The sequence below is a fragment of the Variovorax sp. 10L426 genome, from assembly GCF_056395305.1.
This window is the reverse complement of the sequence record NZ_JBFTJF010000015.1, coordinates 65,088-84,220: the sequence shown is the minus strand read 5'-3', so window position 1 is coordinate 84,220 and position 19,133 is coordinate 65,088. Positions and strand designations below refer to the sequence as shown.

Annotated in this window: 18 protein-coding genes and 2 riboswitches; of the genes, 10 read left to right on the top strand and 8 right to left on the bottom strand. The window is 66.3% G+C overall.

The window, feature by feature from the left end; translation table 11 throughout:
• The first annotated feature begins 20 nt into the window (after positions 1 to 20).
• A complete protein-coding gene (gene aptA, locus AC1DHL_RS21510; protein ID WP_478163296.1) occupies positions 21 to 1,355 on the top strand; it encodes an omega-aminotransferase AptA in 1,335 nt (444 codons plus the stop codon).
• Between the two features lie 10 nt (positions 1,356 to 1,365).
• On the opposite strand, the gene AC1DHL_RS21505 is transcribed toward aptA, so the two are convergent.
• From AC1DHL_RS21505 to AC1DHL_RS21490, 4 genes are all read right to left on the bottom strand, one after another.
• Complete coding sequence (locus tag AC1DHL_RS21505) at positions 1,366 to 2,196, bottom strand: ChaN family lipoprotein (RefSeq protein ID WP_478098956.1); 831 nt, start codon at positions 2,194 to 2,196, stop codon at positions 1,366 to 1,368.
• A gap of 58 nt (positions 2,197 to 2,254) precedes the next feature.
• The gene (locus AC1DHL_RS21500; RefSeq protein WP_478098954.1) at positions 2,255 to 2,566 is read right to left on the bottom strand and encodes a BTH_I0359 family protein; all 312 of its coding nucleotides are present in this window, start codon (positions 2,564 to 2,566) and stop codon (positions 2,255 to 2,257) included.
• Between the two features lie 83 nt (positions 2,567 to 2,649).
• Positions 2,650 to 3,723 (bottom strand): AI-2E family transporter YdiK, encoded by a 1,074-nt coding sequence (ydiK, locus tag AC1DHL_RS21495; protein WP_478098953.1) that lies wholly within the window; start codon positions 3,721 to 3,723, stop codon positions 2,650 to 2,652.
• A gap of 77 nt (positions 3,724 to 3,800) precedes the next feature.
• On the bottom strand, positions 3,801 to 4,928 hold the full coding sequence (locus AC1DHL_RS21490) for a DUF3108 domain-containing protein (protein WP_478163295.1): 1,128 nt from the start codon (positions 4,926 to 4,928) through the stop codon (positions 3,801 to 3,803).
• A 105-nt stretch (positions 4,929 to 5,033) separates the two neighbouring features.
• Between AC1DHL_RS21490 and AC1DHL_RS21485 the strand changes: the two genes are divergently transcribed.
• Complete coding sequence (locus AC1DHL_RS21485) at positions 5,034 to 6,050, top strand: fumarylacetoacetate hydrolase family protein (protein ID WP_478163294.1); 1,017 nt, start codon at positions 5,034 to 5,036, stop codon at positions 6,048 to 6,050.
• Positions 6,051 to 6,204: 154 nt separating this feature from the next.
• Here AC1DHL_RS21485 and AC1DHL_RS21480 read toward each other — a convergent pair whose 3' ends face one another.
• Positions 6,205 to 6,981: a LuxR C-terminal-related transcriptional regulator gene (locus tag AC1DHL_RS21480; protein ID WP_478163293.1), complete on the bottom strand. Its 777-nt coding sequence runs from the start codon at positions 6,979 to 6,981 to the stop codon at positions 6,205 to 6,207.
• Between the two features lie 74 nt (positions 6,982 to 7,055).
• Between AC1DHL_RS21480 and AC1DHL_RS21475 the strand changes: the two genes are divergently transcribed.
• From AC1DHL_RS21475 to AC1DHL_RS21465, 3 genes are read left to right on the top strand one after another with little or no spacing between them, the layout of a single operon-like run.
• Positions 7,056 to 8,801: an FAD-dependent monooxygenase gene (locus tag AC1DHL_RS21475; RefSeq protein ID WP_478163292.1), complete on the top strand. Its 1,746-nt coding sequence runs from the start codon at positions 7,056 to 7,058 to the stop codon at positions 8,799 to 8,801.
• Positions 8,798 to 9,010, top strand: coding sequence for a hypothetical protein (locus tag AC1DHL_RS21470; RefSeq protein ID WP_478163291.1), 213 nt, complete (start codon positions 8,798 to 8,800; stop codon positions 9,008 to 9,010). The genes AC1DHL_RS21475 and AC1DHL_RS21470 overlap by 4 nt, the downstream gene beginning before the upstream one ends.
• A 40-nt stretch (positions 9,011 to 9,050) precedes the next feature.
• The gene (locus AC1DHL_RS21465) at positions 9,051 to 10,025 is read left to right on the top strand and encodes a Bug family tripartite tricarboxylate transporter substrate binding protein (RefSeq protein WP_478163290.1); all 975 of its coding nucleotides are present in this window, start codon (positions 9,051 to 9,053) and stop codon (positions 10,023 to 10,025) included.
• A gap of 6 nt (positions 10,026 to 10,031) precedes the next feature.
• Here the strand turns inward: AC1DHL_RS21465 and AC1DHL_RS21460 are convergent, their stop codons facing one another.
• Together AC1DHL_RS21460 and AC1DHL_RS21455 are read right to left on the bottom strand one after the other, a co-directional pair.
• Complete coding sequence (locus tag AC1DHL_RS21460) at positions 10,032 to 11,225, bottom strand: toxin-antitoxin system YwqK family antitoxin (RefSeq protein WP_478163289.1); 1,194 nt, start codon at positions 11,223 to 11,225, stop codon at positions 10,032 to 10,034.
• Positions 11,222 to 11,626 carry a VOC family protein gene (locus tag AC1DHL_RS21455; RefSeq protein ID WP_478163288.1) on the bottom strand — a complete coding sequence of 135 codons (405 nt, stop codon included), beginning with the start codon at positions 11,624 to 11,626 and terminating at the stop codon, positions 11,222 to 11,224. Before AC1DHL_RS21455 ends, AC1DHL_RS21460 begins: the two co-directional genes overlap by 4 nt.
• A gap of 77 nt (positions 11,627 to 11,703) precedes the next feature.
• Between AC1DHL_RS21455 and AC1DHL_RS21450 the strand changes: the two genes are divergently transcribed.
• The 5 genes from AC1DHL_RS21450 (at position 11,704) to AC1DHL_RS21430 (ending at position 17,547) form a co-directional block, all read left to right on the top strand.
• Entirely contained in the window at positions 11,704 to 12,060 is a 357-nt protein-coding gene (locus AC1DHL_RS21450) for a DUF2946 family protein (protein WP_478098930.1), read from the top strand.
• Between the two features lie 101 nt (positions 12,061 to 12,161).
• Positions 12,162 to 14,477: a TonB-dependent receptor gene (locus AC1DHL_RS21445; RefSeq protein ID WP_478163287.1), complete on the top strand. Its 2,316-nt coding sequence runs from the start codon at positions 12,162 to 12,164 to the stop codon at positions 14,475 to 14,477.
• Between the two features lie 25 nt (positions 14,478 to 14,502).
• Positions 14,503 to 15,402 carry a copper chaperone PCu(A)C domain-containing protein gene (locus AC1DHL_RS21440; RefSeq protein ID WP_478163286.1) on the top strand — a complete coding sequence of 300 codons (900 nt, stop codon included), beginning with the start codon at positions 14,503 to 14,505 and terminating at the stop codon, positions 15,400 to 15,402.
• A 65-nt stretch (positions 15,403 to 15,467) separates the two neighbouring features.
• Complete coding sequence (locus tag AC1DHL_RS21435; RefSeq protein ID WP_478163285.1) at positions 15,468 to 16,235, top strand: PhaM family polyhydroxyalkanoate granule multifunctional regulatory protein; 768 nt, start codon at positions 15,468 to 15,470, stop codon at positions 16,233 to 16,235.
• A 43-nt stretch (positions 16,236 to 16,278) separates the two neighbouring features.
• Positions 16,279 to 17,547, top strand: coding sequence for an FIST signal transduction protein (locus AC1DHL_RS21430; RefSeq protein ID WP_478098922.1), 1,269 nt, complete (start codon positions 16,279 to 16,281; stop codon positions 17,545 to 17,547).
• On the opposite strand, the gene AC1DHL_RS21425 is transcribed toward AC1DHL_RS21430, so the two are convergent.
• A complete protein-coding gene (locus AC1DHL_RS21425; protein ID WP_478163284.1) occupies positions 17,508 to 18,830 on the bottom strand; it encodes a D-amino acid dehydrogenase in 1,323 nt (440 codons plus the stop codon). The two genes, AC1DHL_RS21430 and AC1DHL_RS21425, sit on opposite strands and share 40 nt — an antisense overlap.
• Positions 18,831 to 18,918: 88 nt before the next feature.
• Positions 18,919 to 19,024, bottom strand: a riboswitch (glycine riboswitch).
• A 4-nt stretch (positions 19,025 to 19,028) separates the two neighbouring features.
• Positions 19,029 to 19,129, bottom strand: a riboswitch (glycine riboswitch).
• Positions 19,130 to 19,133 lie beyond the last annotated feature (4 nt).

Below are 19,133 nucleotides of genomic sequence, written 5' to 3'. Positions count from 1 at the left end.
GTACCTCTCAGGAGCGATTCATGGCCTACAACGACTTCAACATGGACAACCAGTGGTTGCCCTTCACCCCCAACCGCCACTTCAAGAAGGACCCGCGTGTTTTCGTGACGGCCGACGGGATGGAGTTCACCACGCACGACGGGCAAAAGGTGATCGACGGCATCTCCTCGCTCTGGTGCGTGGGCGCGGGCCACAACCGCAAGCCCATCAATGAGGCCATCAAGGCGCAACTCGACACGCTCGACTACGCGACGGCTTTCCAGGTCAGCAACGACAAGGCGTTCAAGGCTGCCGAGATGATCGCCGCCATGGCGCCGGGCGACCTCAACAAGGTGCTGTTCTGCAACTCGGGCAGCGAGGCGGCCGACACGTCGCTGAAGGTCGCTCTTGCCTATCACCGCGCCCGTGGCGAAGGCCACCGCAACGTCTTCATCGGCCGCGAGAAGGGCTACCACGGCGTCGGGTTCGGCGGCATGTCGGTGGGCGGCATTCCGGGCAACCGCAAGGTGTTCGGCTCGGCCTTCCTGCCGCGCGTGGACCATATGCGCTTCATCCACGATCCGGTCAACCATGCGTACATCCACAACCAGGAGCCGGTCTGGGCCGAGGATGCACTGGCCGACCTGGAACAGCGCATCCTGCCGCTGCACGATCCGAGCAACGTGGCCGCGATCATCGTGGAACCCATTGCCGGGTCCGCCGGCTGGTACGTGCCGCCCAAGGGCTACCTGCAGAAGCTGCGCGAGATCTGCGACAAGCACGGCATCCTGCTGATCTTCGACGAGGTCATCACGGGTTTCGGGCGCATGGGCACCAATTTCGCGTCGGACTATTACGGTGTCGTGCCCGACATGCTGAATTTCGCGAAGTGCGTGACCAACGGCGTGATTCCGCTGGGCGGCGTGATCTGCCGCGACAAGCTCTACGACGCGATGATGAACACGTCAGCGCCCGAGCACGTGGTGGAGTTCTTCCACGGCTACACCTACTCGGGCCATCCGGTTGCCTGCGCGGCCGCCATCGCGACGCTGGAACTGTTCCAGAAAGAGCAGCTGTTTGCGCGCGCGGGCGAAATGGGCAAGGTGCTGGGCGACGCCTTCCACAGCACTTTCAAGGGACTGCCGAACGTCATCGGCATTCGCAGCCTGGGGCTCGCAGCGGCGGTCGAACTCGCGCCGATCGCGGGCTTGCCCGGCAAGCGCGCCTATGACATCTTCCTCGAGTGCTTCCACAACGGCGCTCTGGTGCGGCCCGCGGGCGACGTGCTCGTGATCGCGCCGCCTTACATCGTCGAGAAGTCGCACATCGACGCCTTGGTCAATACGCTGGCCGACGCGATCAAGAAGCACGCCTGACGAAGCGGTATCAGCCCGGGCTGCGGCGCTCCGGCCGCAGCGCGGCGCAGTAGTCCTTTTCGGGCAGTGCGGGCGTTTGCCACGCGACGTCGAAGACGTCCGCCGTGGCGCGCGGCGCGCCGGCTTGCATCTGCACTACCTTCACCGAGATGTCGGTCGGCAGGTGTTGCGGAACCCCGAGCGCCTTGTCGGCGTGGCCGGCGCCGCTCACCAGCAGCACCGTCTTGCCGGGCACCCGCGCCTTGACGATCGCTAGCGCCATCGACCGGTCGCGCGCGATCTGGATGCGCGTCATCGGGACGATCTGCGACTCCGGAAGCAGGTTGCAGTGCCCGCTGCGCACAGCCTCACGCTGGGCCGCCCGGGCGTCGTCGGCGAGTTGGGCGTCGAGCGAAACGTCCTTCATCGCGTCCTTCATGTGCTCGCGCGGCAGGTTGGCACCAATCACGGGCACGCCAGCGCGCACGGCGGCCATCACGGCGGGCCCGTAGTCGGTCCAGGGCCAGGCGTTGTCGTTCCAGCTCAACGCCGTCTGTACTTGGGATTCGGTCGCGTCGGCGCCGAGATAGCCGGTGCTGTTGCCTGTGTCGGCCATTTCGAGGGCGAGCGCCGCAAGGTGGCCGTTGGCGGTGAGCGCCTCGACAGTCTGACGTTCGATCGCGTGGTGCTCGGGGGCGTCGTGCTGTTCGCCGAGCAGCAGGGCGTCAGTGGGCAACAATGTCGCCACGCGACGGGCGACAGGGGTGTCGGCAGCCGGCGTGCCGGCTGCGCAACCTGAAAGCACCGTTGCACCGATAAGCGACGCGAGGAATGTCAGTGCGAAAGGGTGTCGAAGGAGCATGGCCGCCACTATGCCCCGGCTGAAGAAAAAAAGAGCGCCGAAGCGCTCTTTTGTCGGGTCAATGGACGAGGACGGGTGTGTGCGCCAACTCGGCATACCCTTCGAGGGTGTCCTCGACTTCTTCCTGCGTGGGCGTGTTGATTTGCCAGGCGGCGATTTGCTGCTGGAAGAGTTCGGCCCAGGAACCGTCCAGATAAACCTCCTTGCCCGAGCGCTTGTCGACGATCTCGAAGCCGTGGCGCGCCAGCACCGGAACGTTGGGCGCCACCGGCGCGTCTCCTTCCGTCGGCTGCACGTGCACGACGACGAAAGAGTCGGAGTCGTAGAGCATTTGCATGTCGGGTCCTGTGAGGATGTCGATGGCATTCATGGTCGTTAGATAGCAATCAACGCGCCAGTTTCAATATCCGGCGTTGCGTTGTAGGAACGCGCCTGTATTTTTTTGTGTCCCTCTCAGGGTTTTGCCTCGACCGGCTGGGGTTCGGGGTCAGCGAGCCAGGCCTCCAGCAGCGTGTACGACACCGCCAGCATGACCGGACCGACAAAGATGCCGACCAGTCCGAATCCGAACAAGCCGCCGATGACACCGGCGAAGATCAGCAGCAGGGGGAGATCGGCGCCGCGTTTGATCAGCCATGGACGCAGGAAGTTGTCCATCGTGCCCACGATGAGGGTCCAGATCAGCAGAAAAACGCCCCAGCCGGTCGATCCGCTCCAGAACACCCAGATCACTGCGGGCGCCAGCACCAGCGTCGGCCCGATCTGGACGATGCAGAACATGAACATGACCGCCGTGAGCAGCGCCGAGAACGGCACGCCGGCGATCGCCAGGCCGATTCCGCCCATGACCGCCTGGACGATGGCCGTCACGCCCACCCCCAGGGCCACCCCGCGGATCGCCTGACCGGCCAGGATCACGGCGTCTTCGCCCCGTTGCCCGCCGAGCTTTCGGCCGAACTGGCGGACTGTCGCTGCCGCGGCCTCGCCCTGGGCGTACATGAGGCCCGCGATGACCACGGTCAGGAGGAACTGCAAGGTCAGTGCCCCCACCACGCCCGCCTGGGCGAACACCCATCCGGTGACCTGCTTGGCGTAGGGCGCGATCTCGGCTTCCAGTCCCGCCACGCCCGAAGCCACTTGCGCGTCCCAGGCGGCGGTCAATCGCGGTCCGACGAAGGGCAGCCGCCCCAGCCACTCGGGCACCTTGGGCGGCCCCTGGCTGATCAGCGACTTGACCCACGTGGTGACTTCGTTCGCGTTGGCGGCGATGGTCGAGATCGCCATCGTCAGCGGCAGCACGAACAGAAGCAGCAGGATCAGCACCATCACCAGCACCGCCAGGCTCCGGCGTCGCCAGAGCCGGGCCTCGAACCACAGCAGCGCCGGCCAAGTCGCCACCACCACCATGGCCGCCCAGATCGTCGCGCCCAGAAACGGCCGCAAGACCCAGAGCGAAGAACCGATGAGCAGGGCGATGCTCAGGACGTTGAGCGTGATCTTGGCCAGGTCGGTACGGGTTTCGGTCATGGTGCGGTGCATTCTTGCCTGAATGCCTCGCAGTGTCCCCGAAGTCGGCCGGCAGGCCATCGACAAGATGCGTGACGCTAGTTGGAAGTGCGCAACGGCACCTGTTCGCGCAGTTGGAGGTCGACGAAATCCTGGTTCGGCTGGGTCTGCCTGATGCGGACCGGCAAATAGCCCAGTTCCGGCGCCAGCCAGAGTTCGATCTTGTCGTCGAAGGGCTGCCGGGGGGCGCGTGTGAGCTTTCGCACCGTGAATTCGCCGGCGGGCACCGTCACTTGCTCTTCGCCCGAGATGGTGAAGGTCCAGATCTCGGCGTCGGAGGGCCCGACCGTCTGCACCGCGATGACCGACGCCGGGGGATAGCGCGCCGGATCGCCGGCCATGAGGGCGCCCAGTTGCATCACCACGCTGAGTCGGTCTTGCGCGCCTGCGAGCAGCGGCACGCTGGGCGAGTTGTTGCTGAAGATCACGGTCTTCTGGTCGCGCACGAAATGCGAGGCGACTTCGGTCTTGCGCTTGTCCGAGAAGCGCATCGGCTCGATCCCCGTCGAACCGATGACGCCGTTGCTGTGCAGGCTGCGGAAGGTCTTGAAGAGGAAGGTGAGAGACAGCTGGGCGTCGTAGCGGTCGCCGTCCTGCAGCCAGTCGAGATTCCCGAACACGCCCTGCATGGGCGTCGTTCCTTGCTGGGCGGTCGCGGCGAAGGCGAGGCGCACCGACCCTGGGATGTGCAGTGGCACCGAGCCGGGCATGTTGGCAGCCGCGGCCTCGTTGCCGGCTGCAACTGCCCCTTCGCCGTTTCCTGTCGCCGAACCCGCGCCGCCCGCGGGCGCGCTATCCGCTGTTCCCGTATCGGTGCTTGCCTGCGAAGCGAGGTCCTGCGACTGCGGCTCGGACTGGGCGGCTGTTGCGGGTTCGGGCGCCGGTCTGGGTGCGACCGGCCGCGGCCGGGCCGGCGGGCGCGGACGCACCGGCTTGATCTCGGCGGCAGGCGCGGGCCGTGCGAGTGCAGGTGCGGCGGCGGGCGGCGGCGCGACGACGATGGTTCGGGTGATGAACCTGTCGGCCAGCGGAGAAGGTGGTGTTCCCACGCCCGAAGGCGCAAGACCGAGCAGGACCAGATGCACGATCACAACCACCGCGGTCAGCAGCGCCAGCGCGCGCCACGGCGGGCGCGGTGCTTCGGGCAGGACGGGGGGATTGGTCATTCGCATCAGAGATCGACCCGGTGCAGGCCGCGAGGTTCATCTCGGTACACTGCCGCCCGGTCAATCAGTTTAGTAGCGATGCCGTGCCGGCATCGGCCGCCACCCATGAAACTCGCCACTCTCAAAGACGGTTCGCGCGACGGGCAACTCGTCGTCGTTTCGCGCGATCTCGCCACCGCGCACTACGCCACCGGCATCGCCAGCCGCATGCAGCAGGTGCTCGACGACTGGGGCTTCATGAGCCCGCAATTGCAGGATCTCTATGACGCGCTCAATGGCGGACGGGCGCGGCATGCCTTTCCATTCGATCCGGTCCAGTGCATGGCGCCGCTGCCGCGCGCCTACCAGTGGGCCGACGGCTCGGCCTACATCAACCACGTCGAGTTGGTGCGCAAGGCCCGCAATGCCGAAGTGCCCGAGAGCTTCTACACCGACCCGCTGATGTACCAGGGCGGCAGCGACGATTTCATCGGCCCCTGCGATCCGGTCGCGGTCGCCAGCGAGGCCTTCGGGATCGACTTCGAGGCCGAGATCGCCGTCATCACCGGCGACGTCAGGATGGGCGCCACCCCGGCGCAGGCGCTCGACGGCATCCGCCTCGTGATGCTTGCCAATGACGTCAGCCTCCGCAACCTGATTCCGGCCGAACTCGCCAAGGGATTCGGTTTTTTCCAGAGCAAGCCGTCGACGGCGTTCAGCCCCGTGGCAGTGACCCTCGACGAACTCGGCAACGCCTGGCAGGGAGGCCGCGTACACCTCGCACTGCAAAGCACATGGAACGGCCGAAAAGTCGGCATGTGCGACGCAGGCGAGGAGATGACCTTCCACTTCGGCCAACTCATTGCGCATATCGCCAAAACGCGCAACGTGCGCGCCGGCAGCATCGTCGGCAGCGGCACCGTGAGCAACAAGGGCGTCGAGAAGGGCGGCCGCATGGAGTGGCCGAAGGGCTACAGCTGCATCGCCGAGAAGCGGTGCATCGAGACCATCCAGGACGGCCAGCCGACGACCGAATTCATGAAGTACGGCGACACCATCCGTATCGAGATGAAGGGGCAGGACGGGCAGTCGATCTTCGGGGCGATCGAGCAGGAAGTGGTGGCGCCGGGTGGGGTCCTTTAGCGCCAAGGCGATATGTCGCTGCCATCGACACGTCAACAAAACGTGTCGATGTTTTTCGATTCCGTCGACACGTCAATAAAACGTGTCGCTGTTTTTCGATTTCGTCGACACGTTTTGCGGTCATGTCGCTGCCGGCGACATGATTGCCTGGGACTCAAACGCGAGTCCCGCGCAGCAAATCCTTCAAAGTTCCTATCCCCAACCGCCGAAAAGCCCGGTACTGATGCGTTCGAGCCGTTGTGAGCTCGATACCGATTTCTCGCGCCGCTTCCTTCGCCGTCTTGCCGGCCAGCAGATGCCCGATCACCTCACGCTCGCGCAGGCTCAGGCCGAGCAGGCGCGAGGCCAGGGTCGGCTCCGCGGTGTCCCTTGCCACCACGGCACTGCGACCGTGCGCCGCCGTTGCATCGGCCAGCAGCACTGCGTGCACCTCCAGCAGGTCGAAATCAGCCTGGCCGAAATCAGGCTGCGCAAGGCTTCGGTAAAAGCTGACGGCCGCACGCTGCCCGGATGGCAGGAGAAGCAGCACCGACGCCCGCTCGCGGATGCCGACATCTCCGTAGCAGGCCGCGCGGTAGGCCGGGTCGGCCACTTCATCGGCGTGCTGGTGTCCCAGCCACAACTGCGCACGCTTCGGCAGCTTGCGCGCCGCGAGCCATGCCATGTTGGGATCGAGAAGGTCGAAGCGCTGCGCCACGTAGCGCTCGGCCGTGCGCTCGGCGGTGCTGCCATAGGTGCTCGCGGCCGAGACGGTTTCGATTCGGCCTGTGGAGTCCACCGCGAACACGGTGCAGAAGGTCACGGGCAGCACGACATGCATCGCTGTCAGGTAGCTCGCCGCCAGGTGCGAGGTGCCGACGCCGGCGAGCACATTGCTCACGACTGACGCAGCAATGGGCTGATCGCCGCCGCGGACAGGCCAGCGTTTCATGGGGTATCGAGGGTTTTCACTTCGTACGAAGTTACGACAACGACTGTCCCGATGCATCGGGACAATCCCTCCGCATGACTACTGCTGTCGTACCCCACCCCTCCGCGCTTGCAGGCGACGCTGCGACCGGCCCGCTGCCTCCGGTGGCCTCGGATCTGCCGCCGTCGGTTGGCGCCTTCCACTACACGCGCCACGAGCCGCGTCTTCCGTCGCTCGTGGACGGGCATGAACCCGGTCGCCATCCTGTGGTGATTGCCGGCGGCGGCCCGGTCGGCATGTCGCTCGCACTCGGGCTGGCGAACCATGGGGTGCGCAGCGTGATCCTGGAGGCCGACGACACCGTTTGTGTCGGCAGCCGCGCGGCCTGCATTTCGCGCCGGAGCCTGGAGATCGTCGAACGTCTCGGCGCGCTCCCGGCCTTCATGGCCAAGGGCTTGCCCTGGATCGGCGGCCGCAGCTTCTACAAGACCGACGAGGTTTTTCGCTTCGAGATGCCGCACGACGCGACGCAGAAGCTGCCGCCGATGATCAATCTCGAGCAGTACTACATCGAGCAGTACCTGCTGGACGAGATCGTCCGCCGCAATCAATCGGCGCCCGGAGTCATCGACATCCGCTGGGGCAGCGAACTCACCGGCTTCACCGAGGACGCCGACGGCCTCACGCTGGAGGCGCGCAATCCGCTGGGCGCCTATGCACTGCGGGCGCAGTGGGTGGTCGGGTGCGACGGTGGTCAGAGCTTTGTGCGCAAGTCGCTCGGCCTCAACCTCGAAGGCACGGCCTATGAAGGCCGCTACGTGATCATCGACATCGAACTGCACAGCGACCATCCGACCGAACGGCGCGCGTGGTTCGATCCGCCGTGGAACCCGGGTTCGACCGTGCTGATGCATAAACAGCCCGACGACATCTGGCGCATCGACTACCAGTTGCGCGCGGGCCAGAGCACCGAGGAAGCGCTTCAGCCGGCCGCGCTGCAGGATTTCGTGCAGCGCCATCTCGACGCCATCGGCGAAGGCCACCTGCCGTGGAAGACGGTCTGGACTTCGGTCTACCGCGCCGGCGCGATGACGCTGGACAGCTACCGGCACAGCCGCGTGCTCTTCGCCGGCAATGCCGCGCACGCGATGCCGATCTTCGGCGTGCGCGGTTTGAATTCGGGCTTCGACGATGCCGACAACCTGGCCTGGAAGCTGGCGTTGGTTGCTCGCGGCGTGTCCGACGTGTCGCTGCTCGACAGTTATTCGCAGGAACGCATCGCGGCCTTCCGCATCAACGCCGAGAGCGCGATGCGCAGCACCGAGTTCATGTCGCCGCCCACACGGGGTTTCGATCTGCTGCGCGAGGCTGCGCTGTCGTTGTCCGGTGCCCACCGCGAGATCGCCAACCTGATCAATCCGCGTCAGACGCAGGCGGTGCAATACAAGGATTCGGCGTTGTCGAGCGATGACGACGCATCGATGCCCGGCCCGCGGCCCGGCGACGTGATGCCCGACCGGCCGCTGGCGCTGGACCTCCATCTCACCGACTGGCTGAGGCCGACGTTCACGGTGCTGGTGCTGAACATGGCGTGCGCGGATGCCGCACTTGCAGCCGACATCGCCGATGCGCAGGCAGGCCCGCTGCCGGTGGTGACTTGCGAACTTCCGCCGGGAAGCGCGGACGCGTCGGTGTTCGCGGCGCTCGGTGCGAACGAGGGCGCCGTCTATCTCTTGCGCCCGGATGGCCATGTGGCCGCGCGATGGCGTCGGGTGCCGTCGGGCGCGCTTCAGCGTGCGCTGGCACGGGCATCCGCCCTTCTGAAAACGGAGCACGCATGACTGTCTTGACCCTCGACGCGCGAGATCGCGTCTATGCCGAATGTGCTCGCGCCATCAGCGAGGCTGGCCCCGAGCGAGAATCGCTCTTCCTCGCGCGGCTCGCGCTGCTGCTGTTCGAGCAGGTCGGCGACGAGGCGCGTTGTCGGGCCGCGCTGGCCCATGCTCTGGACGACCTGCCCGTGCCCTCGCTGTCCGCGGGGCCGACTTGAATTTCACGTCAACGCTCATAAAAACCTGGAGACATATTTGATGGATCGCAGAACCCTGCTCACCACCCTCGCCGCCGGCGCAGCGGCCACAGCCGCACCATGGGCGCGCGCTCAAGCCTTTCCCGATCAGCTGATCAAGTGGGTGGTGCCGTATCCCGCCGGCGGCGGAACGGATGTGATCGCGCGCACGCTCGCCGAGGCGATGCGCCAGACGCTGGGCCAGCAGATCGTCATCGACAACCGTCCCGGCGCCTCGACCAACATCGGCGCGGACCTGGTCGCCAAGGCCAAGCCTGACGGCTACACCATCCTGTCGGCCGACAACGCCGTGCTGGCCTTCAACGAGCATCTCTTCACCAAGCTGCCCTTCAATCCGACCAAGGACTTCACGTACATCGGCGCGATCGGCAAGTTCCCATTGGCGCTCGTGGTGCATCCGGATTTCCCGGCGCAGGACTTCAAGGCCTTCCTCGCCTACGTCAAGGCCAATCCGGGCAAGGTCAACTACGCATCGCCGGGCAACGGCTCGCCGCATCATCTGGCGATGGAGTTGTTCAAGAACCGCACCGGCACCTTCATCACGCACATCCCGTATCGCGGCGCGGCGCCGGCCATGGCCGATGTGATGGGCGGACAGGTGCCGTGCATGTTCCTCGATCTCGCCTCGGGGCTCTCGATCATGCAGGGCAAGAAGGTGCGCGTGCTGGCCATCGGTTCCGGCGCTCGCTCGAAGCTGCTGCCCGACGTGCCGACGCTGGCCGAAGTCGGCGTGCCCAACGCCGAGGTCTTCGCGTTCCAGGGCGTGCTCGGCCCGGCGGGCTTGCCGCCGCCGGTCGTCACGCGGCTCAACGGCGATCTCAATCGCGCCTTCAGCGTACCCGCCGTGCAGAAGCGTTTCAACGACTTCGGCATGGAGGCGATGCCCGGCACGCCTCAGCAGTTCGCGGCGCTGTCGCGCGCGGAATCGCAACGCTGGGGGCCCATCATCAAGGCCGCCGGCATCAAGCTCGATTGAGATCGGTCAAGGCTTGACGAAGGCCTTGCGCGAGCCGTCCTCGAACACCTCGTCGTCGCGTTCGAGTTTGCCGCTGGTGTCCCACACCCGTTCGCGGGTGACGCGGCCCTTGTCGTCGTAGACCGATTCGGCGATGAGCGTGCCGTTCTCGCTGAAACGCCGATGGGTGCCGATGGGGATCTGCCGGAAGCGGTCGATCGCCGTGAAGCGCCCGTGGGCGGCGCGCTGTCCGTTGTCGTGGAATTCGGTGATGTCGATCAGGCGTGCATCGCCCTCCGCGCCGTACACCGCCTTGCTGCGCGGCTGGCCGTTCAGGTAGAAGCTTTCATCGCTCATCGGATCGCCGGCCGGGTTCCACCGCTGGTCGCGCACCAGCGCGCCCTTCTCTGAAAACTCCTGTTCGCGCTGCTTGACCGGGCCGCGCTCGCTCAGCAACGAGATCACCTCGCGGCGCTTGATGCCTTCGGATGAAAAACGCCGCTCGATGCGCTGGTTGGGCAGGAATTCGTCCGTCGCCGAGGGCTTGCCGTTGTCATAGAAGTCCTCGCTGAGGACCCGCTTGCCGGACAGGTACGACACCCGCGAACGCAGGATTCCCTTGCTGTCGAACAGATCGACGCGCGACGGTCCCTTTCCGAAGCCGCACAGCCGCGCGTCGTCCGCAGCGGGCGCGAGCACCGGCTTGTCGCCGCAGCGCAAGGCGGAGAGTTGGCCACGCTCCGTGAACTCGACCGATGCGCGCTCGCCCGCGGCGTCCGCGAAGTAGGTGACGCGGCGCGTCTGACCGGAAGGGTAGAAGCTGCGTACCAGTCCCGTTTCGTGGCCGTCGTCGTAGATCGCGTCGCGCACCACCTGGCCGTTCGGCGAGAACTCCCGCGCGCGGCCGTCCATGTTGCCGGCGGCGTTCACGGCGTATTCCTTCGCGAGCTTGCCGTTCTCGTAGGTGCGTACGCGGCCCATGAAGGTGCCGCCCTGGATCTCCTGTTCGCGGACCAATTCGTGGCTGTCTCGGTCCTTGCAGCGCATCAAGCCCGTCTTGCCGGACGTGCTGTTGCCGTCGGCCGGATTCACGCCGATGCCGTTGATCTCGCAGTCCTGCACCGCATAGGCGACGCGGGGGCCGAGGAAGAACAAGGCCGCCACCAGTCCCGCGACCCGCAACGAGGTCGACGCGGCAACCGGAGCAGAGCGCAGGCTCATGTGTCGTAGACGGTGTCCAGCGATCGGAAGCCCTTGGCCTCGATCGGATTGCCGAAGGGGTCGCAGAAGAACATCGTCCATTGCTCGCCGGGCTGGCCTTCGAAGCGGACCTGGGGCTTCAGCACGAAGTCCGTACCCGCGGCTTCCAGCCGGTCTGCCAGCGCGCGCCATGCGGGCAGTTCGAGGACGATGCCGAAGTGCGGCATCGGCACCATGACGTCGCCCACGCGTCCGGTGCGGGAGGTGGCGAAGGGTTCGCCAAGATGCAGCGAGATCTGGTGACCGTCGAAGTCCACCCAGGTGTCGGTGCTCCGGCCTTCGGCGCAGCCGAGCGCGCCGCCGTAGAAGCGCCGCGCCTCGTCGAGGTCGCGGACGTGGAAGGCGAGGTGGAAGATGGACATGTGACTTTCTGTGTCGAATCGTTCATTGTCCACAAGCCGGGGGCGGATGGCGAGGGGGTGATTGATAATCCCTGCCGATGTCTCCACTGCGCCGCGCCCACCGCCTGATCAGCTTCGTGCTGATGTGGTTCGTGTTGTCGCTGGGCGTGGCGATTGCATCTCCGGTGGTTCATCCCCAGGCCATGGAGCTCCTCTGCTCCAGCGCCGGTGCGGTCAAGGTGGTCGTGCAAACCGACGACGGCCTCCAGGAGATGGGCGGCGCCCACATGGACTGCCCGCTCTGCCTCTTGGTCGGCGCGCCGCCGCCGACGCCGATCGTCGCCCTGCCTTCGATCCAGCCGCTGGGCCATGCCGTCCAGCCGATACCGGCCGCACGCATCGCCGTGGCCACCGCCGCGCCGCTGCCGGCGCGCGGACCTCCAAGCCTCCTCTGACGTAATTCCGGCCTTGCCGCGCGTGGCGCCATTTCGGGTGCGCCCGCGCCGGCTTTCCGCAATTCGTCGGCGCCACGGACGGCGCCGAGGAGCACTTTTCGATGAACAACAAAGCGATGCTGTCGCTCGCCTTGAGTACGGCATTCCCATGGTTTTCGGGGCCGGCGCTCGCGCAGGCCGCCGACGATGCGCCCGAACGCGTCAAGTCGCTGGGCGTGGTGACTGTCACCGGCGGGCAGCCGACTTCGTTGCCGACGCAGATTCCGACGACGATCGAAGGCATCACGCGCGAGGAGATCGAGACGCGCATCAACGCCACCGACAGCGAGGACGCGCTCAAGTACTTCCCCAGCCTCCTGGTGCGCAAGCGCTACATCGGCGACTACAACCACGCCATCCTGTCGACCCGCGCCTCCGGCACCGGCAACAGCGCGCGCTCGGCGGTCTATGCCGACGACATCCTGCTGTCGAACTATCTCGGCAACGGCATCGCCAACGGCACCAACTTCGCGCCTCGCTGGGGCCTGGTCACGCCCGAGGAGATCGAGCGGGTGGATGTGATGTACGGGCCGTTCTCCGCGGCCTATCCGGGCAATTCCGCCGGCGCCGTGGTGGACTATGTGACGCGAATGCCGTCGCAACTCGAGGCCCACGTCAGCACGGGCTTCCAGTCGCAGCCCAACAGCCTGTACAACACCCACCAGACCTTCAACAGCTGGCAGGGCAGCGCGTCGCTGGGCAGCCGCAGCGGCGACTGGTCATGGTGGATCGACGTCAGCCGCGGCGACAGCGAAAGCCAGCCGCTCACCTTCACCACCGCCACGGTGGCATCGGGCACGCCCGGGCGCGCAGGGACGCCGGTCACAGGCTACGTGCTGGGGCTGAACACCACGAACACGCCCTGGTACATCCTGGGCACCGGCACGCAGTACCACACGATCCAGGATCACGCCAAGCTCAAGCTGGCCTACGACTTCTCGCCCACGGTAACCGCGACCTACACGCTCGGCTGGTGGCAGAACACTTCGGAAGGCCGCCCCGCGACCTACCTGAGCAATGCCGCCGGCCAGCCGGTCTACAGCGGGCTGATCAACATCCTGGGGCGCAGCTTCAATCTCGCGCCCACCGCCTTTCCGCTGACCAACGACGACCAGACCCACTACATGCAAGGCCTCTCGGTCAAGAGCAACACCAAGGGCGAATGGGACTGGGAGGTCGCTGCCAGCCTGTACGACTATTCGAAGGACCAGCAGCGCGCGCCGACGGTGGCGCCACCTCTCGCGAACTTCGGCGGCGCCGGAACCTTGCAGGACCAGGGCGGGGCCACGGGCTGGAACACGCTCGCGGCCAAGGGAACGTGGCGGCCACAGGGGATCGGTGGCGCCCACATCGTCGACTTCGGCCTCGAGCGCGATGCCTACAAGCTCGGCATTCTCAAGACCAATGTCATCGGCAGCTGGCTCGATGGCCCCTCCGGAACCCTGGTCAGCAACGTCGGCGGCAACACGCAGACCGTGGCCGGCTGGGCGCAGGACAGCTGGGCCTTCGCGCCGCGGTGGAAGACCGTCCTCGGGCTGCGCGTGGAGAACTGGCAGGCGGACAATGGATTCACATCGACCGCGACCAGCAACCTGGCCTACCCATCGCGCAACGAGACGGACGCTTCTCCCAAGGGCGCACTGGCCTACCAATGGAGCGACGACACCGTGCTGAAGGGGTCGGTGGGGCGTGCGGTGCGCTATCCCACGGTCGGCGAACTCTACGGTGCCACCACCGGCGGTGCGCTGTCCTTCATCAACGACCCTTTCCTCAAGCCCGAGAAGTCGTGGACCGAAGAGCTGTCCGCGGAAAAGGACCTCGGCAATGCGCTGGCGCGTGCGACTCTCTTCCATGAGATCACGGACGATGCGCTCTTCACCCAGGTGATTCCGGGCACGAACCCGGCGGTCTCGCGCGTGCAGAACGTCAAGCAGGTGCGCACCACCGGCCTGGAGCTCGCCTACTCGGGCCAGGACGTGTTCGTGCGCGGACTGGAACTCGGTGCGAGCCTCACCTACGCCAACTCCAGGATCGCCGAAAACCCGGCCAACCCGGCCAGCATCGGAAAGTGGCAGCCGCGCGTGCCGCGGTGGCGCTCGACGGTGTTCGCCACCTACAAGCCGGACGCCAACTGGTCCTATACCGCTGCGGTCCGCTACAGCGGCACTCAGTACTCCAACCTGGACAACAGCGACGTCAACGGCTTCGCCTATTTCGGCGCAAGCAGGTACATCACACTCGATCTGCGGGTTCGCTATCAGATCGACAAGCAATGGTCGATGGCCTTCGGCATCGACAACGCCAACAACTACCAATACTGGAATTTCCATCCGTACCCCCAGCGCACGTACACCGCTGAACTGCACTGGGATCTTTGACTCCACACTTCACGAAGGATCTGCCATGAACCCCACTCTCACCTACAAGCATCTCGCCGCCTGCATCCTGCTGACGGGCGCCGGCAGCGCCCTGGCCCATGTGACCCTGCCACCCGGCGGCGGTACCGCAGGCACCAACTACGAAGCCGCATTTCGCGTCGGCCACGCCTGCAAGGATGCGAAGAGCACGACCGGCATCGCCGTACGGCTGCCCAAGGGCTTCGCATTCACCGATGCACAGGCGCGCAAGGGCTGGAAGCTCGAAGCGCCGTCGGCCGGCGACAACGGCGGTGAAGTGCGCTGGACGGCGGAGAACCCGCAGTCGGCACTTCCCGGCAGCGAGCGGGCCGACTTCGTGCTGCACGGCAAGCTGCCGGCCACGCCCGGCGTCCTGTGGTTCAAGGTGCTGCAGACCTGCGACAACGGCAGCGCCGACTGGGCGCAGATTCCGGCCAGTGGCAACGACACCAAGGGTCTCGAGAGTCCCGCCGCCCGGCTCGACGTGCTGGCGCCCGGCGTGGCAGCGGTCGACGTGCGCGATGCCTGGATCCGCGCATCGGTGCCGGGCCAGAGCGGCACCGGTGCTTTCATGAAGCTCAGTGCGCCGTCGGGCGCGCGGCTGGTCGGCGCCTCGACGCCGGTGGCCGGCGTGGCGGAAGTCCACGAGATGAAGATGGAAGGCGACACCATGCGCATGCGCCCTGTCGAGGGTGGCGTCGAGTTGCCGGCGCGGCAGACCGTCGAGCTCAAGCCGGGTGGCTTTCACGTGATGCTGACCGACCTGAAGCAGCCCTTGCCGAGCGGAACCAATGTGCCGATGACGCTGCGCTTCGAAGATGCCAAGGGACAGAAGACTTCGCTGAATATCAACGTGCCCGTGCTCACCGGCGCCGCGGTACCCGCGGGCGGCGAACACAAGCATTGACCCGCCCAAAAGCCCGCGTCCTTGGAGTAAGCTGCCCGGACAACAATACTCTTCCGGAGACCCTCATGAGCGACGCAAGCAAGCCTTTCGCCTTCAGTCAGTTCGTTCCCGGCTTCGACTTCCTGAGGAACCTGGCGAGCGGAAGCGCTTCGGCCGGCGCCAGTGCGGTTCCGGGCATGCCAAGCCTTTCCAGCTGGGTGGCCCCGACGCTCAGCGTCGAGGAAGTCGACAAGCGCATCCAGGAGCTCAAGACGGTGCAGTTCTGGCTCGAACAGAACGGTCACGCCCTCAAGGCGACCATCCAGGCGCTCGAAGTGCAGAAGATGACGCTGTCGACGCTGCGCGGCATGAATGTGCAGATGGAAGATCTGGCGAGCGTCTTCACGCGGCAGGCCGCCGCGGCGACGCCCGCATTCCGCGACGAGGCGCCGGCGCAGGCCCCCGCACCTGTGGCCGAGCCGGAGCCGAAAGCGGCAGACAAGGCAGATTCCGAGGAAGCCGATGCGGCCGCCGCCAAGTCGAAGCGCGCAAAGGCCAAGGCTGACGGCCCGTCGGATGATGCGGCAGGCGTTGTGGACCCCCTTCAGTGGTGGGGCGCGCTGACGCAGCAATTCCAGCAGATCGCCAGCGCTGCCTTGCAGGAAGCATCCCAGCTGAAGATGCCGGCCGTGCCCCAACCGCTGTCCGATGCCATGGACCGGGCGATGGCGCCGGCATCCGGCAAGGCCGCGCGCAAGCCTGCCCCTGCCGCAACCAAGAAGAGGCCAGCCGCCGGCCGAAGCACCACCGCGGCCGGCAAGTCGTCGACTCCGGCGCGCAAGCGGGCGCGCTGACACTGACAACCGTCGTCCCCTTCCCGCACAGAAAGCCGAGCGCATGAAGCTCTTTCCTTCCGGCCACGCCACCCATCCGCAATGGCGCATGGCTGCCGGACTCGTGCTCGCTCAACTGCGGGCGCAAATGGCGTTGCCCGATTACGCACACACGCCCACGCTGGGCCTGCTCTACATCACCGACCACTACTCTGCCGACGCGCAGGAAATCCTCGACCATCTGAGCGCCGAACTGCCCGAGATCACCGACTGGTCCGGCACCGTGGGCGTCGGCGTGGCGGCCAACAACGCCGAGTATTTCGACGAGCCGGCACTCAGCCTGATGCTCTGCGAATTGCCGAGCGATCAATACCGCGTGTTCTCCGGCGTGGCGCCTCTGGCCAATTCGGAGATGAGCGGCTTCGCGGCGAACACGGCGCTCGTGCATGCGGACCCGCGCACGCCGGAACTCGGCGAACTGATCGCCGAGATGGCCGATCGCACCGACACCGGCTACCTGTTCGGCGGTCTCTCGTCCGGGCGCGCCGGCTCCTTGCAGTTCGCGGTCGGCGGCAACGGCAACATCCCGGGACATGGCGCCGTGGGCGGCGTTTTCTCGGGGGGCTTGTCGGGCGTGGTGTTCGGCGAAGGCGTGCGTCTGGTGTCGCGCGTCACGCAGGGCTGCCAACCCGTGTCGGAGGAGCGTGAAATCACCGAGGTCGACGGCAACCTGCTGCTGACGCTCGATGGCGAGCCTGCACTCGATGTGCTGCTGGACGATCTGAACGTATCCCTCGACGCGCCCGAGCATGCGGTGGACGCGGTGCGTGCCACGCTGGTGGGGCTGGCCGAGGCCGGCAGCGACGGCGTCCGTCGTACGCGCGACCTGGGTGCCGATGTCCGGGTGCGGCACATCATTGGCCTCGACCCGACGCGTCGCGGCGTGGCGATTGCCGACGTGGCCGAAGTCGGCATGCGCTTGAGCTTCTGCCGGCGCAACGCGCAGGCCGCGCGCTCCGACCTCATGCGTGTGTGCGCCGAAATCCGGGAGGAACTGGAGCCCGAGGAGCAAACCTTGGCCACCGCGCGCGCAGTGGCGGCCGGCGAGGCCGAAGCGGCGCCGCATCCGGCCCGCCGCATCGCCGGTGCCGTCTACGTGAGTTGCTCAGGCCGCGGCGGCCCGCACTTCGGCGCGCCGGGCGCCGAGTTGCAGATCGTGCGACACGCGCTGGGCGATGTGCCGCTGGTCGGCTTCTTCGCCGCCGGCGAGATTGCGCGGCACCACCTGTATGGCTACACCGGCGTCTTGACGGTCTTCACCAGCGACGACTGAGGCTTCGTTTCTGCGCGCGCGCCGGTGAAGCTGAAATCCACCTCGGGCGCGAGACCGCTGACGATGCGTGCGATCGACTTGCCCGAGCCGCAGGCATGGGTCCAGCCCAGCGTGCCGTGGCCGGTGTTGAGGAACAGGTTCGGCAGTTTCGTCGCGCCGATCAGGGGCACGTTGCTCGGCGTCGCTGGGCGCAGCCCGGCCCAGAACTGAGCTTGCGTGGCGTCGGCGGCACCCGGAAACAATTGTTCGACCCGTCGCACGATGGCTTCGCAGCGCACGCGGTTCAGGTCGCGGTCGTAGCCGTTGAACTCCGCCGTGCCTGCGATGCGCATCCGATCGCCGGTTTCGGAGGTGTAGCGCGAGAAGACGAGCTTGAATTCGTCATCGGTCAACGACACCTGGTAGGCCTTGGGCGCGTCCACGACCGGCATCGTGACCGAATAGCCTTTGGCCGGGTAGATCGGCAGGCGGATGCCCAGCGGCGCGGCAAGCAGCGGGCTCAGGGAACCCATGGCCAGCACGAAGGCATCGCCCCGGATGCGCTGGAACCGGCCCTCGCTATCGGTCGCTTCCACATGGTCGATCGTTCCGCCGGCCTCACGAAGAGCGGTCACGGTGTGGCTCATCAGGAAGCGAACACCTGCGGCCTTGGCCAACGCTGCGAGTTCGCGCGCGAAGTGGTTCGCATCGCCCGATTCGTCTTCGGCGGTGTAGGTGGCGCCGGCCAGTTGCGGGCGGACGTGCGCCAGCGCGGGCTCAAGTTTCACTGCTTCATCTGCCGAGATGACGCGGCGATCGCAGCCCAATGCGCGCATCTGTTCGGCTGGCGCCAGAGCGGCGTCGAATTCCTTCTGCGTCGTATAGAAGTGCAGGATGCCCTGGGTCCGCTGGTCGTAGGCGATGCCGGTGTCGCGGCGCAGTTGCTGCAGCGTTTCGCGGCTGTAGGTGCCCAGGCGAACGATCTGCTCGATGTTGTGGCGGGTGCGCGCCGGCGTGCATTCGCGCAGGAACTGCAGTCCCCAGAGCCACTGCCGCATGTCGGCGCGGAGGCGGAAGAGCAGGGGAGCGTCCTCCTTGCCGAGCCATTGCAGCACCTTCAGCGGTGCGCTCGGATTGGCCCAGGGCTCGGCATGGCTCACTGATATCTGGCCGCCGTTGGCGAAGCTGGTTTCGGCAGCAGGTGTGGCCTGCCGGTCGATCACGGTCACTTCATGGCCGAGTTGCTGGAGGAAGTAAGCCGAAGTCACGCCGAGCAAGCCGGCGCCAAGAACGATCACGCGCATTTCAAGAACCCTCGAAGGTTGCAGCTCTTGGCTCGAACGGAAACGGATGCTGTGAAAAAGAAAAGCAACCGGACCGTGCGTCCAAGTTGCCGCTCCCCCTGTCCTCGGTACCTGAGAGATTCACCCGTTGCGCCCGCAACAGGTTTGCTCCTTCGGTGCATCACGTGGTGTGATGGCTCTCCAGACGGCTCTGACAGTTGGTGCAGTACAGGCTCGTTTGTGCGAGCCGACCTGAGCGTTTATGGGAGTTTGCGCCTTCGGTGGGGCCGCCAAGCGGCCCGCTCTCCTGCAGTGCGGCGATTG